Origin of the sequence: Methylocystis sp. MJC1 (assembly GCF_026427715.1) — a bacterium.
GTDB lineage: Bacteria > Pseudomonadota > Alphaproteobacteria > Rhizobiales > Beijerinckiaceae > Methylocystis.
On record NZ_CP107558.1, the window covers coordinates 1,158,999 to 1,174,993 of the forward strand.

Here is a 15,995-nt window from a genome sequence, read left to right on the forward strand (position 1 = left end):
GCTCATCGGGCCGCTTCTCCGACCCTCTTGATTTTATAAAAATGACCCGTTAGTCATTTCATGTCAAGAGAGGGAGCAGGCAAGATGGCGGCTGGCGCTCAACAGGGAGGCGATGCCGGAAAGACGCAGCTTCGACAGCGGGCGAGGGGCCCGAGCGTTGAGAAGACCGCGCAGACGCGGAGCGCGATCGTTTCAGCGGCGCTGGCGGAGTTTCTGGAGAGAGGCTTTGCGCGCGCGACGATGGATGCGGTCGCTAGGCGCGCGGGCGTCGCAAAGGGCACGCCTTACCGCTATTTCCCGACGAAGGAAGCCTTGTTCGAGGGCGTGGTTCGGCAGGAGATTGCCGGAGCGGTCGTCAATGTGAACGCCGCCAACCGGGCGCCGGGCGAGAAAGTGGGAGCGTTTCTCAGACGCACGATGTCCCCCGCAATGCAGGTGGTCGAGCGTCAGGGACGCGCGGCCTTGGCGCGGCTCGTCCTGACGGAGGGTGTTCGATTTCCCGTGCTCGTCGAAATTTATCGCCGCGAGATGTTCGACCCTTTGTTGAACCAGCTTCGCAATCTCGTACGGTCAGCGCGAGCGGAGGGCGAGTTGAAATCAGATGCGCTGGTGGACAACCCGGAATTGCTGATCGCCCCGATCTGGTACGGGATCGTGCATAACGGCTTGCTCGACAGGTCCCAGCCTCTCGATATCGGGGCGCTTTTCGAAGCCAATCTCGATCTCCTCTTTGACCGGTAGGGAATAAGAAGAGCCGTGAAAAACAGGAGAGCAACCGCGCGCTCGGGCGGCCCGGCGAGGCGTCCTTTCCTTGTTGGCGCGGTTTTGTGCGGCTCGATATTTGCCGGCGCAATTGAGGCTCACGCGGAGAGTCTGAAATCGGCTTTGGCGCGCGCCTATAGGGAAAACCCCGATCTGAACCAGAGTCGGGCAAGCGTTCGCGTACAGGATGAAGAGGCGCCTAAAGCGCTTGCCGGCAAGCGTCCGAAAGCCAGTATCCAGGCGACGGCAGGGTGGCAGGTCGGCGCGATCAAAATCCCGGCGGGCCGTTCCGCGACAGGACAACGGCAATCTGTCGATGACGCCTTCTCGAGCTATCCTCGCGGGGCGACGCTTGCTGTTTCCCAAACCCTCTTCGATGGCGGCCGCACGGAGAGCGCCTTCAGGCAGGCGGAATCGAATGTCTTCGCCGCGCGCTCGACATTGCGTCTCACCGAGCAGGCCGTCCTTCAAAACGGCGCCGCCGCCTATATGAACGTCCTGCGCGACGCGGCGATCAGAAACCTGCGCAAGAATAACATTTCGGTGCTTGAGCAGCAGCTCAGAGTCACCGCCGATCGCTTTGGCGTTGGCGCGGTGACGCAGACCGATGTCGCGCAAGCGCAGGCGTCTTTGGCGCAGGCGCGGTCGCAGCTCTATGGAGCGGAGGCGCAACTTAAAACCAGCGTCGCCGCCTATCGCCAGATTATCGGCGATGAGCCACGGCGTCTCGAGCCGGGCCGCTCTGTCGAGCCTTTGCTGCCAAAGTCCCAGAACCAAGCGATCGACATAGCGCTTGCCGAACACCCGGGCGTGACGGCGGCTCTGCACCAAGTCGATGCAGCGGAGCAGGCCGTCAAGACAGCCGAAAGCGCTCTTTCCCCAACCTTGTCGGTTGGCGCTCAACTCACCAATCAGCGCGATGCGGTCTTAGGGGTGCCGGGCACGCGCCAGTTTGCCGGCGCCGTAATCGGGCAGCTCAATGTGCCGCTCTATCAAGGCGGCGCTGAATATGCGTCTATTCGTCAAGCCAAGGAGCAACTTGGGCAGGTGCGGCTGAACGCCGATCTGCAACGCGACAGCGTAAGAGCGAGCGTCGTCTCGAGCTACGGGCTTCTGGAGACGGCGAAGGCGTCTTTGACGTCATGGCGGGCGGCGGAGAAGGCGGCTGAGACGGCGCTCATTGGCGTGCGAGACGAGGCGAAGGCCGGAGCGCGTACGACGCTCGATGTCTTGAATGCTCAGCAAGCTCTCCTGAACGCGCGCGCCGCGATCGTTGTTACGCAACGAGACTTGGTTGTCGCGTCCTATGCGGTTCTCGGCTCCATCGGTCGGCTTTCAGCGGACACTCTTGATCTCGATGTAACGATTTATGATCCGAGCCTCCATTACGACCAAGTTAAAACCCAATGGTTCGGCGTCGAAACGCCTGACGGGCGGTAGAATCACGTTCAGCAATCGGGACGCCCGGAGACGCCCCGAATCGGGCTTCGTCGACCGGTCTTATTGGGCGGCCGGACCTAACTCGGTTCGCGCATCAGGCCAAGGACTGTTGCGCTCAGCGAGCTACCCGTCAGCACGAGTGCGCCTCCGACCGCAACCAGGGCCGCGAGATTGACCGTCAAGTCGTTTTCGTGGCCGGCCAAAGCGATCAATCCGAGCACGATTGCGGCAATGCCGGCAAGCGCCTGTATTCCCGCCGATCCCGAAGCAATTTCGTTCGCCAGCATTTCGCGGCTCAGCCGAGCGCTAGTTGCGACTGCGCTTCGCCTCACTGCATAAACGATCCAGAGCGAGTTGCTGCTGAGAAGCAGACCAACACCAAAAGAGATCATTGCGATGGCGCTGAGGACCGTCGTATGAACGCCAAGGATTCCCAGGACGCCCAGGACAATGCCCGCGGCTCCGGCTAGAAACAACGCGACCAAGCCGCTGCCGCCCAGTTGCGCCGATGATGCTTCTGTGGGGACGCTGACCTGCGCATAATCGGAAAGCACGGTCCCGCCCTGGATCATCAACGACACGCCGAGGACGATCGTCGCGATTGCCGTCATAAGCTGCGGATTAATGGCTGCCAGCCCGCAAATGGCAAGAGCGACAGTGGCGATCCCTCCGGTCGCATCGACCAGGCCGCCATAGGCCGCGGTGTCTCGGGACTCGACCGTTCGAGTTGTGATTGACATGGCTTCTCTCGCGTTTGCGTTAAAGCGGCCGACAGCCCCGACCGTTTCGCAAACTTTCTTTCAAACCCTCGTGTTCCAAAAGTTGCGTGCGCGCGGGGCTAACGTCGTCAGCTTCGTTAAGAGCCTGACGCCTAGGGAAGGCGTTGAAGAACGAGGACCGAGCCGACCAAAAGAAAGAGCGCCGCACCCGCCAAAAGCCTCGGAAACGTCAGGACCGGCGACGGGCGGTGATTTTCGCCTTGTCCTGTAATCGGCAGGGCCTGGCTCGCGCGTTCGACCATGCGCAGCTCCATTTGCGTGGGCGGCGTTCCTGCCGCCTCCGCGTCTGTCCCCAAGGGCGCTGCGGCCGGGTCGGGGAACGCTACTTTGTCGCCCATCAGGCCTTTGTCGATGCGGCTCCGAATCTCGTCCGTCGTGGGCGTTCTTTTTCTCATGGGGACCTCCCGGGCGAACAGACGGATCGAACGCGAGCTTTCGGCTTTTCGTTCCGTCGTCGGCGCGCATGAGCGGGATGACTTGTCGCTTTGCCACAGCCGAGCGAAGTTTTCGGAGTCGTTCAATACGCGGAGGCCGCATTCGCAACTCGTCGTGCGTTTCATAAAGCTCTTGGCCATCACGTCCTTGATCGCGATTCGTGCGCTCAACCTGCGTAGAGCTTGCCTTCGGCAGATTGCACCACCAAACCATGGGATCAAACATCTAGGTAGCCTTTCGCTTGCTCGGCCCACCCCCTGCGTGCGCGAACTTGCGGGATTCGCCTGTCTTGGCCAACTCCCTCACGAGGCCGGTTTCTAATTTTACGAAATCCAGGTTTTTGCGGGGCGTCGCATTGAGATCGACCCCCTGCGCACGCGCGTGATCGATGACTCTTTCCAGCGGCGCTGGATCGGCCTTCGGCCAAAACGGGCGAAGCTCGCGAAGGAAAATATTCGCCGTCACTGGCCCCACTCCGGGAAACCCCCTCAAAAGAGCCTCCAAATGGCGAGGGCTTTCGGCTGCGTCATGCAGTTTTTCGAGGCTGCCACCATACATATCGAGCAGCCTCTGAGAGGCTTTCACGAGCTGGCTTGATTTCGCTTTGGCAGAGCGGACGTAGCCGGCCTGGAGCAGGAGCTCGTATATTTCTTTCTCCCCGGCATTGCTGATTTGTCGAGGCGTGAGGAGCTTGTTACGCGCGAGCGCGAAGTAGCCTTGCTTTGCGATGATAGGCGTGACCCGGGCGCCGAAAAGCAGGCTGGCGATGAACCATTTGAAAAGCTCCCGGTCACAGATCCTTTCGATCCGTATGCCAAGTTCTTCGGAGTAGAGTTGCGCGTTTTCCGGCGCCGGGGGGCGTTCTATCAGCGTTCCGCCCATACCTGCACTCGTCAGTGTTGGCCCTCGACCAGCTTCCGCGCTGCATCGCGTATGCCCGCGCGCGACTCGTCGTGCAGGTAAGGCATATGGCCGCCCTTCATCACGATGAGGCGGACACGGTCGGCATCCCCATAGGCCGGCAGCTGATCGAGCATCAGCTTGGTGGCGAAATAGGGCGTTACGAGATCCGCGACTCCATGGACGACGACAACCCGCAGTCTCGGATCGAGCGCCAAGGCGTCGCGCAGATCGGAGAGGACCTCGGCATTCTCGCGGCCGCCATGGCCGTAATCCCAGTGACGCGCGATTCGCTCGTTGAGGATGAAATAGCGCGCGCTGCCGATCGGCCAGGCGAGCTTGTCCTGTGTGAGTCGCGTCATCGCGCTGCCGAGCGGCGTGCGCCATGTTTCGAGAACCGGGTCGGCCCAGTCGCTCACTGGCGCAAATGGCCTAGGGTCATATCCCTCGATATCGCCGTCATAGACGCTGCCGACCCGCTGCCGGCTACGATCGCGTTCGCGGCTGAAGCTTTTGGCGTCGATGCGGGCGCCGAGCCGCGACACGAAATGGGCGTCGAGCGAGGTGAAACGCGCGACGGACTGGCTCATGCGCGTCAGCGCTTGTCCATCCTTGGCGCCCTTGAGCAGGTCGACGACATAGTCGCCGGTAGCGTAGGTTTCGACGTCCGCAAGCTCGGTCCGCGCATTGGCGCCGCGCGCGATTGCAGTCATGGAGGGCAGCAGCCCCGCGTAGGACAAGAGATTGCGTCCGCCTTGCAGCCAAGCGAAATCCAGCGCGGGCGAGACCAGGAAAAGACCATCGACGCCGATATTCTCGCGCTCTCTCAGAGGCTCGAGCATTTTTATGGCGCGGAAAGCGCCATAGCTTTCGCCGACGAGGAATTTCGGAGAGAGAAAGCGTCCGCGCTCCGTGATCCATTTGCGCATGACGACGGCAAGCGCCTCTGCGTCGCCATCGACCGAGAAAAAGCGCTTTTCTGCGTCGTCGCTTTCGGAGAGGAATTTGCTGTAACCCGTCCCGGGCGGATCGACCAGGACGAGATCAGCAAATGCAAGCCATGTTTCCGCATTATCGGCAAGGGCGGGCGCTCGCGAAGGGGAGGGGGAATCCGCCGGAAAGCGCAGCCTCCAAGGCGAAAGGGCGCCGAGCCCCAACCAAGCCGAGGCGGCGCCTGGCCCGCCGTTGAAGACGAAGACGATCGGGCGCGCGGTGGCGTCGGCGCCGCTGCGCTCATAGGAAACATAAGCGACGTCGGCCTGTGGCGCGTCGCTCTTTGCATCCCGTAGCCGGATGGCCCCCGCTCGCGCGGTAAACGTAACCTGCTCGCCTTGCAGCGAGATTGTGTGAGATGTCACGCTCTCGGCCGGCAGCCCGCGCACGGCAGACTGTTCCTCCGGGTGTTTCTGATTGGCTTCCGGCGAGTCGGCTGAAGCGGGATGAGACGCGCCGAGCAGGGCCGTCGCCAGAACTATCGATGCAAATTTCATCATGCCGAATCCTCTTGTGAGATCGTCCCCAAAGCTGCGCCTATGAAGCAATATAGTCGAAGAGAAACGCAGCCGGTTTTTCGGCGGCGCCGCTCTACGAGGACCGCCCGCTTTCCGCAATTCGCGGCGCGCCCTCCAAAGCCCTATATTATCCGCGCAGGCGGGCGGTCAGGAGGCCTCAGTGCGACCAATTCCACTCTTTCTGACGATTCTACTCCTGAACCAACAAGCTGGCGCGCCGGTTGCGGAGGAGGCGCAGCCAAAACAAGAGTCGCCTAGGGCCAACGAAACCCTGAGCGAGCGGCTCAGTAAGCAGCAAGGCGTCTTGAAGCCAAAGCGGGACGTCGATCCCGGCCTGGTAAAACCTGCGCCAGAGATGAATCCTCGCTCGACGCCGGAAATTAAGCCGCCAAGCCCCAACGCGAAATAATTGGTAGGAATCGGCGCCTTTCCGTGAATTTCGGCAAGACCGGGCGACGTGGGCCTGCTTCTAGATCGAAGCTGTCGGTTTGAGGCGCAATCCGCGCGGCACGAGGAAAAGCTCGACAAGCGCAAAGAAACCCTGGGTGAAAAGCGCCAGCATCGCCGCCGGCACGGCGCCTTCCAAGATCAATCCAAAATTATCCAGGCGCACCCCGGTGAAAATCGGTTGCCCATAACCTCCCGCGCCAATCAAAGCTCCCAGCGTCGCCGTGCCGACATTGATCACCGCCGCTGTTTTGACGCCGGCGAGGATCACGGGAGAGGCGATCGGGAGTTCGACCAGCTTGAGGCGTTGCAGAGGCGTCAGCCCCAGCGCGATCGCGGAGTTGCGGATGGTGAGCGGAATATTCGCCAATCCCGACGCTGTATTTCGGACGATCGGCAATAGGCTATAAAGGAATAGCGCGGCTATGGCGGGCGCTGGACCGATGCCAAGGATCGGTATCATAAACACCAGAAGCGCGAGTGAGGGGATCGTTTGCACGACGCTCGTTGCCGCAAGGATTGCTTTGCCGAGAGCGCGATATTTGGCGGCGGCGACGCCGAGGGGCAAAGCGACGAGGATTGCCGCGCCGAGTGACAGAACGGTCAATCGGAGATGTTCGATCGTGCGTCGATAGATCCGGCTAGCTAGCCCATCTGCAGCCTTCGAATCGATCAGGCCGAATTTGGCCGCGAGGAACTGAGCCGCGACAGCGGCTTCTGGGTACCGTTCGAACTTCGCGGCACGGTTCATCGCAAGCATCGATCCTTCGTCGATCTCGCCTTCCAGCCGAAGAATGGCGGATAACGCCTTTGGCGCGCGGCGCTCCAGTTCGGCGTGATAGAGAAACACCGCCTTATTGTCGCGGAAGACATGATGATCATCTTCAAGAATCTGAAGGTGGTAAACAGCGATTTCAGCGTCGGTCGAGTAAAGCTCCATTACGTCGATCGAACCCTGGGCCAGGCCCTTATAGGCGACGTCGTGATCCAACCCGCGTGGCTCCGCGGCGTTAAGACCGTAGACGGCTCGTAGCGCCGGCCAGCCATCCGCGCGGTTGAGAAATTCGTCGCTGAACCCGAAGCGCAGCGACGGATGGTGCGTGAGATCAGAAATCCTCCTGATGCCGAGCCGCTCCGCTTCTTGCGCCAACATCCCCAGCGCGTAACGGTTGCTGAAGCCAAGAGGCCTGCTCATGCGCAGGCCGCGTTTGGCCAGGGCCGCGGAGAGCGTCGCTTCGTCTCCGACGCCTTCGCTCACCAGAATCTCGCCGATGAGTGTGCCCGTGTATTCAGGGTAAATGTCTATCTCGCGCGCCAACAAGGCGTCCCACAGCAGCCGGGTTCCGCCCAGTTCCGGGCGCTGTGACACTCTCGCTCCCGTGGCGGCCGAAAGCCTTGCGGCGAGGTCTGCGAGGATGACCGATTCTGTAAACTTCTTGGAACCGAGACGAATTTCCTCGCTCGCATTTGCGACGCAGGACGGCAGCGTCGCAATGAGGGCCATCCAAAGAAAACATAGGAGTTTCGTGCGGGCGGATTTCACCTAAAGCCCATTCGCCGGAAGCATTCTAGATTCACCGAGCGTCGCAAGACGTCTCATTTGCGCATGAACGAACCGAGTGACAAAGGGATCGCTCGGGCGGGTAACTAGATCACGAAATTCTCCCTGTTGGATGACGCGGCCGCCTTGCATAAGGATGATGTTTTCTCCAAAGAACGCCGCCTCGGCGAGATCGTGAGTCACGAACGCAACGGTCTTTGCCAAGCGTCGAAAAATCGCTTTGAGCTCGTCTTGCAGCTCTGTACGGATCATAGGGTCAAGCGCGCCGAGCGGCTCATCCAGAAGGAGGATGTCGGGATCAAGCATCAACGCGCGCATGAGAGAAACACGCTGGCGCTGACCGCCGGATAATTCGCCCGGATAACGATCCAGCGCGGGAGGCGGGAAGGACGCGAGCGCGGCTAACTCGTCCATTCGCCTGAGCCGCTTTTCCGCTGACCAGCCGACTTCTTTTGCCATGAGCTCGACGTTCTGTCGGGCTGTCAAATGCGGGAAAAGCCCGCCGTCCTGTATGACGTAGCCCATCCGACGGCGCAGGAGAACCGCTGATCGAGAGGTGAGCGGGTTGCCATCGATCGTTATGGCGCCGCGATCTGGCAAGGCAAGACCTATGATCAGTGACAGGAGCGTAGACTTTCCCGAACCGGATGGCCCGATCAGAACTGTCGTTTTGCCGCGATCGATTGTCACGCTAACTCCCTCGATCGCGGCTGAGTCGCCATAGAATTTGCTGACATTCTCCAGCTTGATCATCACGCTCGGCCTTCCACGCATCGGCAACTGGATTTTAGGGCGGCGGAACAGCGCGAACACGGCTGGGCGCAAGCTGGCGAGGCATGCGAGTCAGAAAAGTGGACAAAGCGGCTAACTAGAAAGGGCAGTTCCTGAAGCAGCAACAGCGGCCCTATATGAAGCTTATGGCTGCAAGTCGGCGGGAGCGCGCCCGGCCAGAGGGACCGACGATGGATCGATCAGCCTTCGTTTCCTTGGCTCCGTCATGCGCGGACAACCACGGCCTCGCTGAGCGATTGCTCGAGACGCGAAAGCTTTCGGTGGAGCTTGCAGCGCCGCTGAGCGCCGAGGATATGGCCGTCCAGGCCATGGACGACGCCAGCCCGATCAAATGGCACCTTGCCCATACGACCTGGTTTTTCGAAACCTTTATCTTGGCGCCGCATCTTTCTGGATATCGCCTGTTCGATGAAGCATTCAATTATTGTTTCAACTCCTACTACGAGCGCCTGGGGCCTCGTCAGCCAAGGCCCAAGCGCGGGCTTCTCACACGGCCGTCAATCGAGCGTATTCTCGCTTATCGTGAGCATGTCGATCATGCGCTTTCAAAGCTCATGGTTCAAAGCGCGGCCACAAAGCCGATCTGGGCGCATCAACTGGAGGTCGGCGTCAATCACGAACAGCAACACCAGGAGCTAATGCTCACGGACATCCTTGCCTTGTTTGCGGCCAATCCGCTTCGTCCAGCCTATCGGGCCGTGCAATCTCGCGCCGCGCCACAGCGGCGGCGCGAGTCGCTGCGTTGGATCGATTTCCCCGGCGGCGTCCATCAGATCGGGCTGGTCGACGGCAGCTTCGGTTGGGACAACGAAACACCGCGACACCAAGCGTTGATCCACCCGTTCAGACTCGCCGATCGCCTTGTCACGAACGCAGAATGGCTCGAATTCGTCGAAGATGGCGCATATGGCGCTGCAACTTTATGGTTATCGGACGGCTGGGCCGCAGTGAACCGTGAAAACTGGCGTGCGCCACTCTATTGGGAGCAAAGCGACGACGGGTGGCGCGAAATGTCGCTCGAAGGCGTGCAGCCGCTCGAGCTCGCCGCGCCTGTTGCGCATGTGAGCTATTACGAAGCCGACGCTTTCGCGCGATGGGCCGGCAAGCGCTTGCCTACCGAATTCGAGTGGGAGGTCGCCGCGACGTCGCTGCCTTTGACAGGAAACTTCCTCGCCTCTGACGCGTTGCGCCCCGTGCCAGCGGAAGGCGCGTTGAAAGATGGGCTGCTGCAGATGTTCGGCGATGTCTGGGAATGGACCCAAAGCGCTTATCTGCCCTATCCAGGCTATCGCCCACCCGAAGGCGCGCTCGGCGAATACAATGGCAAGTTCATGGTCAACCAACACGTCTTGCGCGGCGGCTCCTGCGTAACGCCGGCACATCATATGCGCGCGAGTTACCGCAACTTCTTCTATCCTCACCAGCGCTGGCAATTCACGGGCCTGCGCTTGGCTTCGGATATAAACTGATGCCCGAGAGAGCCGAGCACGCCTTCGCCCCCGCGCAAAAAGATGACGACTTCGCGGCCAGTGTTTTTGACGGGCTGTCGCGGCCGCTCAAAAGCCTCCCCTGCCGTTTTTTCTATGACAGCATCGGGAGTGCTCTCTTTGAGGAAATCACGCGCCAACCTGAATATTACTTAACCCGAGCCGAGATTGCCATTCTCGAGGCCAATGCGCCTGAGATGTTGGGCGGAGAGTTAAGCGGCGGCATTCTTATTGAGTTCGGGTCAGGCTCCAGCATCAAGACCGAGATTCTCATCCGGCTGATGCCTCGATTGCGGGCCTATGTGCCCATCGACATCTCAGAAAGCGCTCTCTTAGAGGCTAAGAGACGTCTAACGTCACGGTTTCCCCGGCTCGACGTACGACCAATCTTGGGCGATTTTTCTCACCCCGTTGCTTTGCCTCCGGAGTTCGAGCGCCTACCGAAACTCGGATTTTTCCCCGGATCGACCATCGGCAACTTCCCTCCAGCGGAGGCGGCGCAGATGCTGCGCATGATGCGGCTGACGCTTTCGTCGGGTGGTCGGCTCCTCATTGGCGTCGATCTAAAAAAGGACGCCCGCCAGCTGGTTAGAGCCTACAATGACGCGAAAGGCTTCACCGCCGCCTTTAATCTGAATTTGCTGGCGCGCATCAATCGAGAGCTTGGTGGAACGTTCGACCTAAACGCGTTTCGCCATCGAGCGACCTACGAGCCCCTCGAAGGACGAATTACGATGCATCTTGTTAGCACGAAGGAACAGGCTGTCGAGTTGGACGGCGCTCGGATTCAGTTTAGCGAGGGCGAGACCATCCACACTGAGAGCGCTTACAAATACACGATCGATGAATTCCGGAGAGTCTCCCGGTCTGCGGGCTGGCTTCCGCAGCGGGTTTGGACTGACCCCGACAATTTGTTCAGCGTTCGCGAGTTGGTGTGAGCGCATGTCATCGGCGATCTGAGACAGCGGATTATACCACCGCCGTCATTGCGAGGAGCAAAGCGACGAAGCAATCCAGAGCCATGTCACAGCCCTGGATTGCTTCGCTTCGCTCGCAATGACGGCAATGGCCAAAGGAGGCGCGCCATGACCCAGAGCTTCGTCGAAACGGCGGTCGTCATTGGCCAACAGGGCCTCGAAGGCGTGCTGCGGAAACCCAGTCAGCCGCAGGGTCTCGTGATCTTCGCCCATGGCAGCGGCTCTTCGCGGTTGAGTCCGCGCAACTCCTTTGTTGCGGAGGAACTCTCGAAGCGTGGCTTCGCGACCTTGCTGTTCGACCTGCTTACCGAGGAAGAAGGACGAGATCGTCGCAACGTGTTCGATATCCCTTTGCTCGGCGACCGGGTTGTCGAGGCTATCGAATGGGCGTCGCGCAATGTCGCTCTGCGGGAGTTACCGATCGGTCTCTTTGGCGCAAGCACGGGCGCCGGGGCGGCTTTGGTTGCTTCGGCCGCGACGCCTGCTCTGGTCAGCGCTGTGGTCTCGCGCGGGGGGCGGCCGGACCTCGCCGAAGAAGCGCTGCCGTTGGTGAAAGCGCCGACTCTGTTGATCGTCGGAGGTCTGGACGACGAGGTCATAGAACTAAACCGCGCTGCGCTTGGCATGCTGAGGTGCGAGGCGCGTCTCGATATCGTGCCGGGCGCCACGCATCTCTTTGAGGAGGCGGGCGCGCTGGAGACAGTCGTCAGCCTTGCCATCAAATGGTTCGGCAGCCATTTGAGCGCAGGCTGAAGCAGCCCTATTGGCTCCGCTCCCGAGGAAGATCTGCGCTGCCGTGGCGGTGCTGTGTGATTTTGCCTGCCGCGAAGAGTGCTATTTCAGTTCTAAGAACGGGCCCATCGGCGCGCCACGCCATCTTCCAAAGGAGGCCTTTCATGCAAAGCGAAACCTTCCATCGGTGGTTGGCAGAGGGGGGCCAAGTGCTCAACTTGAAAACCACGAGTTTAGCGGCGGCGCTTTGCGCCACAGTTGCCGCCTCCCTCGTCCCCGCCTCGGCAGTTGGCGGGACGGTCAGCGTCATCGATAAGGCGAGCATCGGCTTGCCGCCGCCCACCGCCCAGGCTGATTGGCGAGCGTATCCGCATCGCCATCATCGTTGGCATATGGGCGGGCACTATGGGTGGCTGCGCGGGATTGGAGCCTATGCTTCTTCCGCGCCCCCAGCGGCCGATGGAGCCGCTTCTTCGGCATGTACTAACTGGGGCGTTTTGGGAGCCGCGTCCCCCACCTGCGATAGCTGGGGCGTTTCCAGCGCGGGGTACCCCGCGTGCAGCTGTTGGAGCGTCTATAACCCATATTGAAAGCGACCAACGCCTAAGCTTTCCTCAGGCAGGCGCGTTCAACGGCCAACTTTATGCATTGAAGTCTCTGGCTCCTGCGCAGAGGTCACGGACCCCTGAGGGTTAAGCTGAGATCGCGGGATGCTGCAGTATTTTGGACAACCGTTCGGATCAACGATCTGGCTTGGCGGAGGCGTATAGTTGTACGGAGCATAGGGAGTGACATACGGGTTTTGCTGGGCCTCTGCAGCACTCGATAAAACGAACGCAATTGCCGCCATTGCAAGCTTTTTCATGCTCTCGCGCCTGATCTGTTGAGGGCGGGGCCGACGGCCCGGCGACGCACTATGATAAGCGAAAAACTTCCGGAGCTGCACCCACGATCTAGCCCTTCGTACAGGCGTGCGTGGCGAGACGCCTCTGTTCTCGGAGCCGCCTTCCGTCACGCGTGTGAGGGCTCAAGAGAGGTCGGCCTCGTAAAGCGCTTTTATTATATGGTCGTGCAGATCGGCGTCCTCCACCATAGAGGCGCTCACCGTCTCGTCCCCGAGTCTGCCGGCTTCTGATACGCCCCGGCGCAAATCCTTGGCGCCGAGATGCCCTTGGCCAATGCGCATCAAGGCGTGAAGCTCGCAGCGTGCCTCGGGAGAGAGGTCAGCGATCGCGTCTCGCAGCGCGGATATCTGCGGCGCGTTCGGAGGAAGCGGTTCAAATCCGAGAGCGCCCGTCGGGTTATGTTCGCCGCGCGCCGGCTGCGTTTCGCCGAGGTCCTCCTCGGCGACATTGCCGAGCAATTCATCGCGCTGACGGCGCGCCGCCTGTGCGAGTATTGCAATGAACTGGGCTTGGCGGACTTCGAGATCCTCGAGCTTGATCATATGGGCACCTCTCGCCGGCACGATGAGCGGTCGAGCGTCAGCGGTGATGCGCGGATACGGCTTTCATCACTTCCGCCGCGAGATCGCGGGATCCAGAATGGGATATGTCGCCCAAGGCGATAATGCCGACCATGCGCTTGTTTTCGTCGATCACTGGAAGACGTCGTATCTGCTTGCTTTCCATGATCCGTATTGCGTCGCCGACATCTTCCGTGTCGCGGCAATAGATGATGCCGCTCGTCATGACGTCGCGCACCGAGAGCTCGGCGATGTCCCTATCTCCGGCAACCGCCCGGATTGTTATGTCGCGGTCGGTGACCATGCCGACAAGCCGATCATTTTCGCCGACAGGAATTGCGCCGACGTCGTGCTCCCGCATCTTTTTTGCCACATCCGCGACCAGCGTGTCGGGCGAAACCCATTCGACGCCCGTGTGCATCACGTCCTTTACCTTCATGGCGAAGCTCCCATGCAGCGGCGAAATTTTTCTTAGGGCGCTCGGTGTTCATCCCCACGCCCGCTCGACGCTATTTGGTTCGCCGATCAGAGCGCGCAATCCCCTTGCTCCAGGTCGAGATCGAGACAGGGCTCGAGAGGCGCGCTTGACAATGCCGCTTCTTCGCCTTGACTGCCGCTGCTTGTCTCGAGCCGGAATCGTCATGCGCCTCGCCAAACTCTATCGCTATCCCGTCAAGGGCCTCTCGCCGGAACCGCTCGTCGTCGCCGATCTCCCGGCCGATGGCTATTTCCCTTGCGATCGGCTCTTCGCGTTGGAGAACGGGCCTTCCGGCTTCGACCCCGCTGCGCCGGAGCATCAGCCCAAGATCAAATTTTTGATGCTCATGAAAAATGGCGCGCTCGCCGGGCTGGCGACCCGCTACGACGAAGACAGCGGGACGCTCGCGATCTCCAAGGACGGGCGTGAGGCCGTACGCGGCGATTTGCGCGCGCCGGAGGGCCGTACAGCGATCGAAGCGTTTTTGAGCAATTATATCGGCGAAGCGGAACTCCGCGGCCCGGTGAAGCTGCTCGAGGCTCCCATGGGCTTTCGTTTCACGGATTCGAAATCTGGCTTCGTTTCGCTCATCAATCTCCAAAGCGTCGCGGAGATCGAGAAGGCGCAAGGGGCGCGGGTCGATCCGCTGCGCTTCCGCGGCAATCTCTATATCGAGGGCGCAGAAGCGTGGGCGGAATCGGCCTGGCCGGGCAGGAAGCTGCAAATCGGCGCCGCGACGCTTTCAGTGCTGAAGATGACCGATCGCTGCGCGGCTACCGGGGTCGAGCCCGGCACGGGGCGGCGGGACATGGATGTCGTACAAACGCTGAGAACCAATTTCGACCATATCGACTGCGGCGTTTATGCGCGGGTCGAAAAAGGCGGGCGCGTAGCGGTCGGCGACGCGCTGACGCTTCTCTGAAACGAAAAGAGCCGCCTCGTTCAAGGCGGCTCTTTCGGTTTCGATAAAGCTCAGAGACGATCCGGCTCCAACGGGAGCTCCGTCGATTGCGTCGCTTCCTCGCGGGCTTCGCTGGTCGCTTCGTCGAGCTGCGCGCGTGGACGGCGCCGGCGGCGCGGATTGAGGTGGAAATTCACTCCCTCATGCTCGCGCGCCTGCGGGCGCTCGGCGGGCGCAAAACCGGCGTCGGGCGCTTCGTTTTCCGCCGCGACAGCCGTGCGGGCGGGCGGCGCGGTGATAAAGGAGGGCAGGCCGGGCGGCGGCTCGTCATTGGTCTCGGGCCGCTGGAAGCGACGATCCCGGCTGCGTTCGAAGCGGCGAGGTTCGCCCTCGGCGCCGCGCTCGCGGAAGGGGGGGCGCTCCGGCCGCGGCGGTCGCTCGCCGCGCTCTGTCCGCTCTTGCCGTTCCATCCGCTCCGGGCGTTCGGCGCGTTGGGGACGATCGACGCGCATCTCGCCGATCGGTCGCTCCTCATAGGGCTGCGGCTGGGGCTGCTGCACGAAGTGGGGCTGCGGCTGCTGCTGCGGTTGCGGCTGGGGCGTGAAAGGCTGCTGCGGCTGCCCTTGATAGACCGGCTGCGGCAAACGCTCTGAGAGCGGCGCGAAGCGATCGGGCAGGGCGGCGAAATCGTCATCGTCCTCCAGTTCGACTTCCGCCTCCATCGGCGGGCGGCCGTAACCGCTCGCCTGCTGCTGCGCCAGCTGCGCGGCGGCGATGAGCCGGAAATAATGCTCGGCGTGCTGCAACAGGCTCTCGGCCATGATCGTGTCGCCGGAAGACTGCGCATCGCGGGCGAGCTGCAAATATTTCTCGGCGACATGCTGGGCGGTGCCGCGGATTTTGACGTCTGGACCGTTCGACTCGTAAGAGCGCGTCAGTGGGTTCGGCCCTTTCCGGCCGCTGCGCCCTCGCATTCTCTTGTTTTGTCCTGGTCTCATAATTCCCCCGAAAGCTTCGCGCAATTCATGCGCAAATGACGCAAAATGGCAGGTCTTCGCCATGCCGTTCCTTCCGCCGAAGGAAAACTCGCTCTGATCGCTCCGCAGGCGCGCGTGTTGACAGATCCTTGCCGGGGCGTTGGTCGCGCCCGCATGTGATCCTGTTTGCTGCCGCTTAGCCCTGCGCGATTCCCTGTATCGCCTGACGACTCGCCTGGCCTCCCGGCGCGGTCGTCTCATGCCAACCAAACGAACATCGAAGGTCGCACATCTTCAAGGGAGGCGCGCCGTGATGATCAGCGTGGCTTTATCCGCCGGGATCATGCAGCT

At 61.2% G+C, this 15,995-nt stretch carries 15 protein-coding genes; 6 read left to right on the forward strand and 9 right to left on the reverse strand.

The window, feature by feature from the left end; genetic code table 11:
- The first annotated feature begins 84 nt into the window (after window positions 1-84).
- Window positions 85-741, forward strand: coding sequence for a TetR/AcrR family transcriptional regulator (locus OGR47_RS05585; RefSeq protein ID WP_165047678.1), 657 nt, complete (start codon window positions 85-87; stop codon window positions 739-741).
- 84 nt (window positions 742-825) lie between these two features.
- Complete coding sequence (locus OGR47_RS05590; RefSeq protein WP_246729540.1) at window positions 826-2,202, forward strand: TolC family outer membrane protein; 1,377 nt, start codon at window positions 826-828, stop codon at window positions 2,200-2,202.
- A 77-nt stretch (window positions 2,203-2,279) separates the two neighbouring features.
- Here OGR47_RS05590 and OGR47_RS05595 read toward each other — a convergent pair whose 3' ends face one another.
- The 6 genes from OGR47_RS05595 to OGR47_RS05620 all read right to left on the reverse strand — a co-directional run bounded on the left by OGR47_RS05595 (window position 2,280) and on the right by OGR47_RS05620 (window position 8,648).
- Entirely contained in the window at window positions 2,280-2,813 is a 534-nt protein-coding gene (locus tag OGR47_RS05595; protein WP_306792320.1) for a hypothetical protein, read from the reverse strand.
- A 260-nt stretch (window positions 2,814-3,073) separates the two neighbouring features.
- Entirely contained in the window at window positions 3,074-3,376 is a 303-nt protein-coding gene (locus tag OGR47_RS05600) for a hypothetical protein (RefSeq protein ID WP_165047556.1), read from the reverse strand.
- 265 nt (window positions 3,377-3,641) lie between these two features.
- On the reverse strand, window positions 3,642-4,298 hold the full coding sequence (locus OGR47_RS05605) for a hypothetical protein (RefSeq protein ID WP_165047685.1): 657 nt from the start codon (window positions 4,296-4,298) through the stop codon (window positions 3,642-3,644).
- Window positions 4,299-4,309: 11 nt separating this feature from the next.
- Window positions 4,310-5,809: a S10 family peptidase gene (locus tag OGR47_RS05610; protein ID WP_165047687.1), complete on the reverse strand. Its 1,500-nt coding sequence runs from the start codon at window positions 5,807-5,809 to the stop codon at window positions 4,310-4,312.
- 487 nt (window positions 5,810-6,296) lie between these two features.
- Window positions 6,297-7,778, reverse strand: a complete 1,482-nt coding sequence (locus OGR47_RS05615; protein ID WP_165047689.1) for a glycine betaine ABC transporter substrate-binding protein — start codon at window positions 7,776-7,778, stop codon at window positions 6,297-6,299.
- 39 nt (window positions 7,779-7,817) lie between these two features.
- The gene (locus OGR47_RS05620; protein ID WP_246729502.1) at window positions 7,818-8,648 is read right to left on the reverse strand and encodes an ATP-binding cassette domain-containing protein; all 831 of its coding nucleotides are present in this window, start codon (window positions 8,646-8,648) and stop codon (window positions 7,818-7,820) included.
- A gap of 149 nt (window positions 8,649-8,797) precedes the next feature.
- Here OGR47_RS05620 and egtB point away from each other — a divergent pair, with 149 nt between their 5' ends.
- The 3 genes from egtB to OGR47_RS05635 all read left to right on the forward strand — a co-directional run bounded on the left by egtB (window position 8,798) and on the right by OGR47_RS05635 (window position 11,844).
- Window positions 8,798-10,096: an ergothioneine biosynthesis protein EgtB gene (gene egtB / locus OGR47_RS05625; protein ID WP_165047691.1), complete on the forward strand. Its 1,299-nt coding sequence runs from the start codon at window positions 8,798-8,800 to the stop codon at window positions 10,094-10,096.
- The gene (egtD, locus tag OGR47_RS05630) at window positions 10,096-11,052 is read left to right on the forward strand and encodes an L-histidine N(alpha)-methyltransferase (protein ID WP_165047694.1); all 957 of its coding nucleotides are present in this window, start codon (window positions 10,096-10,098) and stop codon (window positions 11,050-11,052) included. Before egtB ends, egtD begins: the two co-directional genes overlap by 1 nt.
- Before the next feature lie 147 nt (window positions 11,053-11,199).
- The gene (locus OGR47_RS05635; protein ID WP_165047696.1) at window positions 11,200-11,844 is read left to right on the forward strand and encodes a dienelactone hydrolase family protein; all 645 of its coding nucleotides are present in this window, start codon (window positions 11,200-11,202) and stop codon (window positions 11,842-11,844) included.
- A gap of 1,006 nt (window positions 11,845-12,850) precedes the next feature.
- Here OGR47_RS05635 and OGR47_RS05640 read toward each other — a convergent pair.
- Both OGR47_RS05640 and OGR47_RS05645 read right to left on the reverse strand, forming a co-directional pair.
- Window positions 12,851-13,270: a DUF3775 domain-containing protein gene (locus OGR47_RS05640; protein WP_165047699.1), complete on the reverse strand. Its 420-nt coding sequence runs from the start codon at window positions 13,268-13,270 to the stop codon at window positions 12,851-12,853.
- 37 nt (window positions 13,271-13,307) lie between these two features.
- Complete coding sequence (locus OGR47_RS05645) at window positions 13,308-13,727, reverse strand: CBS domain-containing protein (protein WP_165047701.1); 420 nt, start codon at window positions 13,725-13,727, stop codon at window positions 13,308-13,310.
- A 202-nt stretch (window positions 13,728-13,929) separates the two neighbouring features.
- On the opposite strand from OGR47_RS05645, the gene OGR47_RS05650 reads away from it, so the two are divergent.
- On the forward strand, window positions 13,930-14,688 hold the full coding sequence (locus OGR47_RS05650; RefSeq protein ID WP_206527376.1) for an MOSC domain-containing protein: 759 nt from the start codon (window positions 13,930-13,932) through the stop codon (window positions 14,686-14,688).
- Window positions 14,689-14,738: 50 nt separating this feature from the next.
- Here OGR47_RS05650 and OGR47_RS05655 read toward each other — a convergent pair whose 3' ends face one another.
- Window positions 14,739-15,641 carry a DUF4167 domain-containing protein gene (locus OGR47_RS05655; RefSeq protein ID WP_246729503.1) on the reverse strand — a complete coding sequence of 301 codons (903 nt, stop codon included), beginning with the start codon at window positions 15,639-15,641 and terminating at the stop codon, window positions 14,739-14,741.
- Window positions 15,642-15,995: the final 354 nt, after the last annotated feature.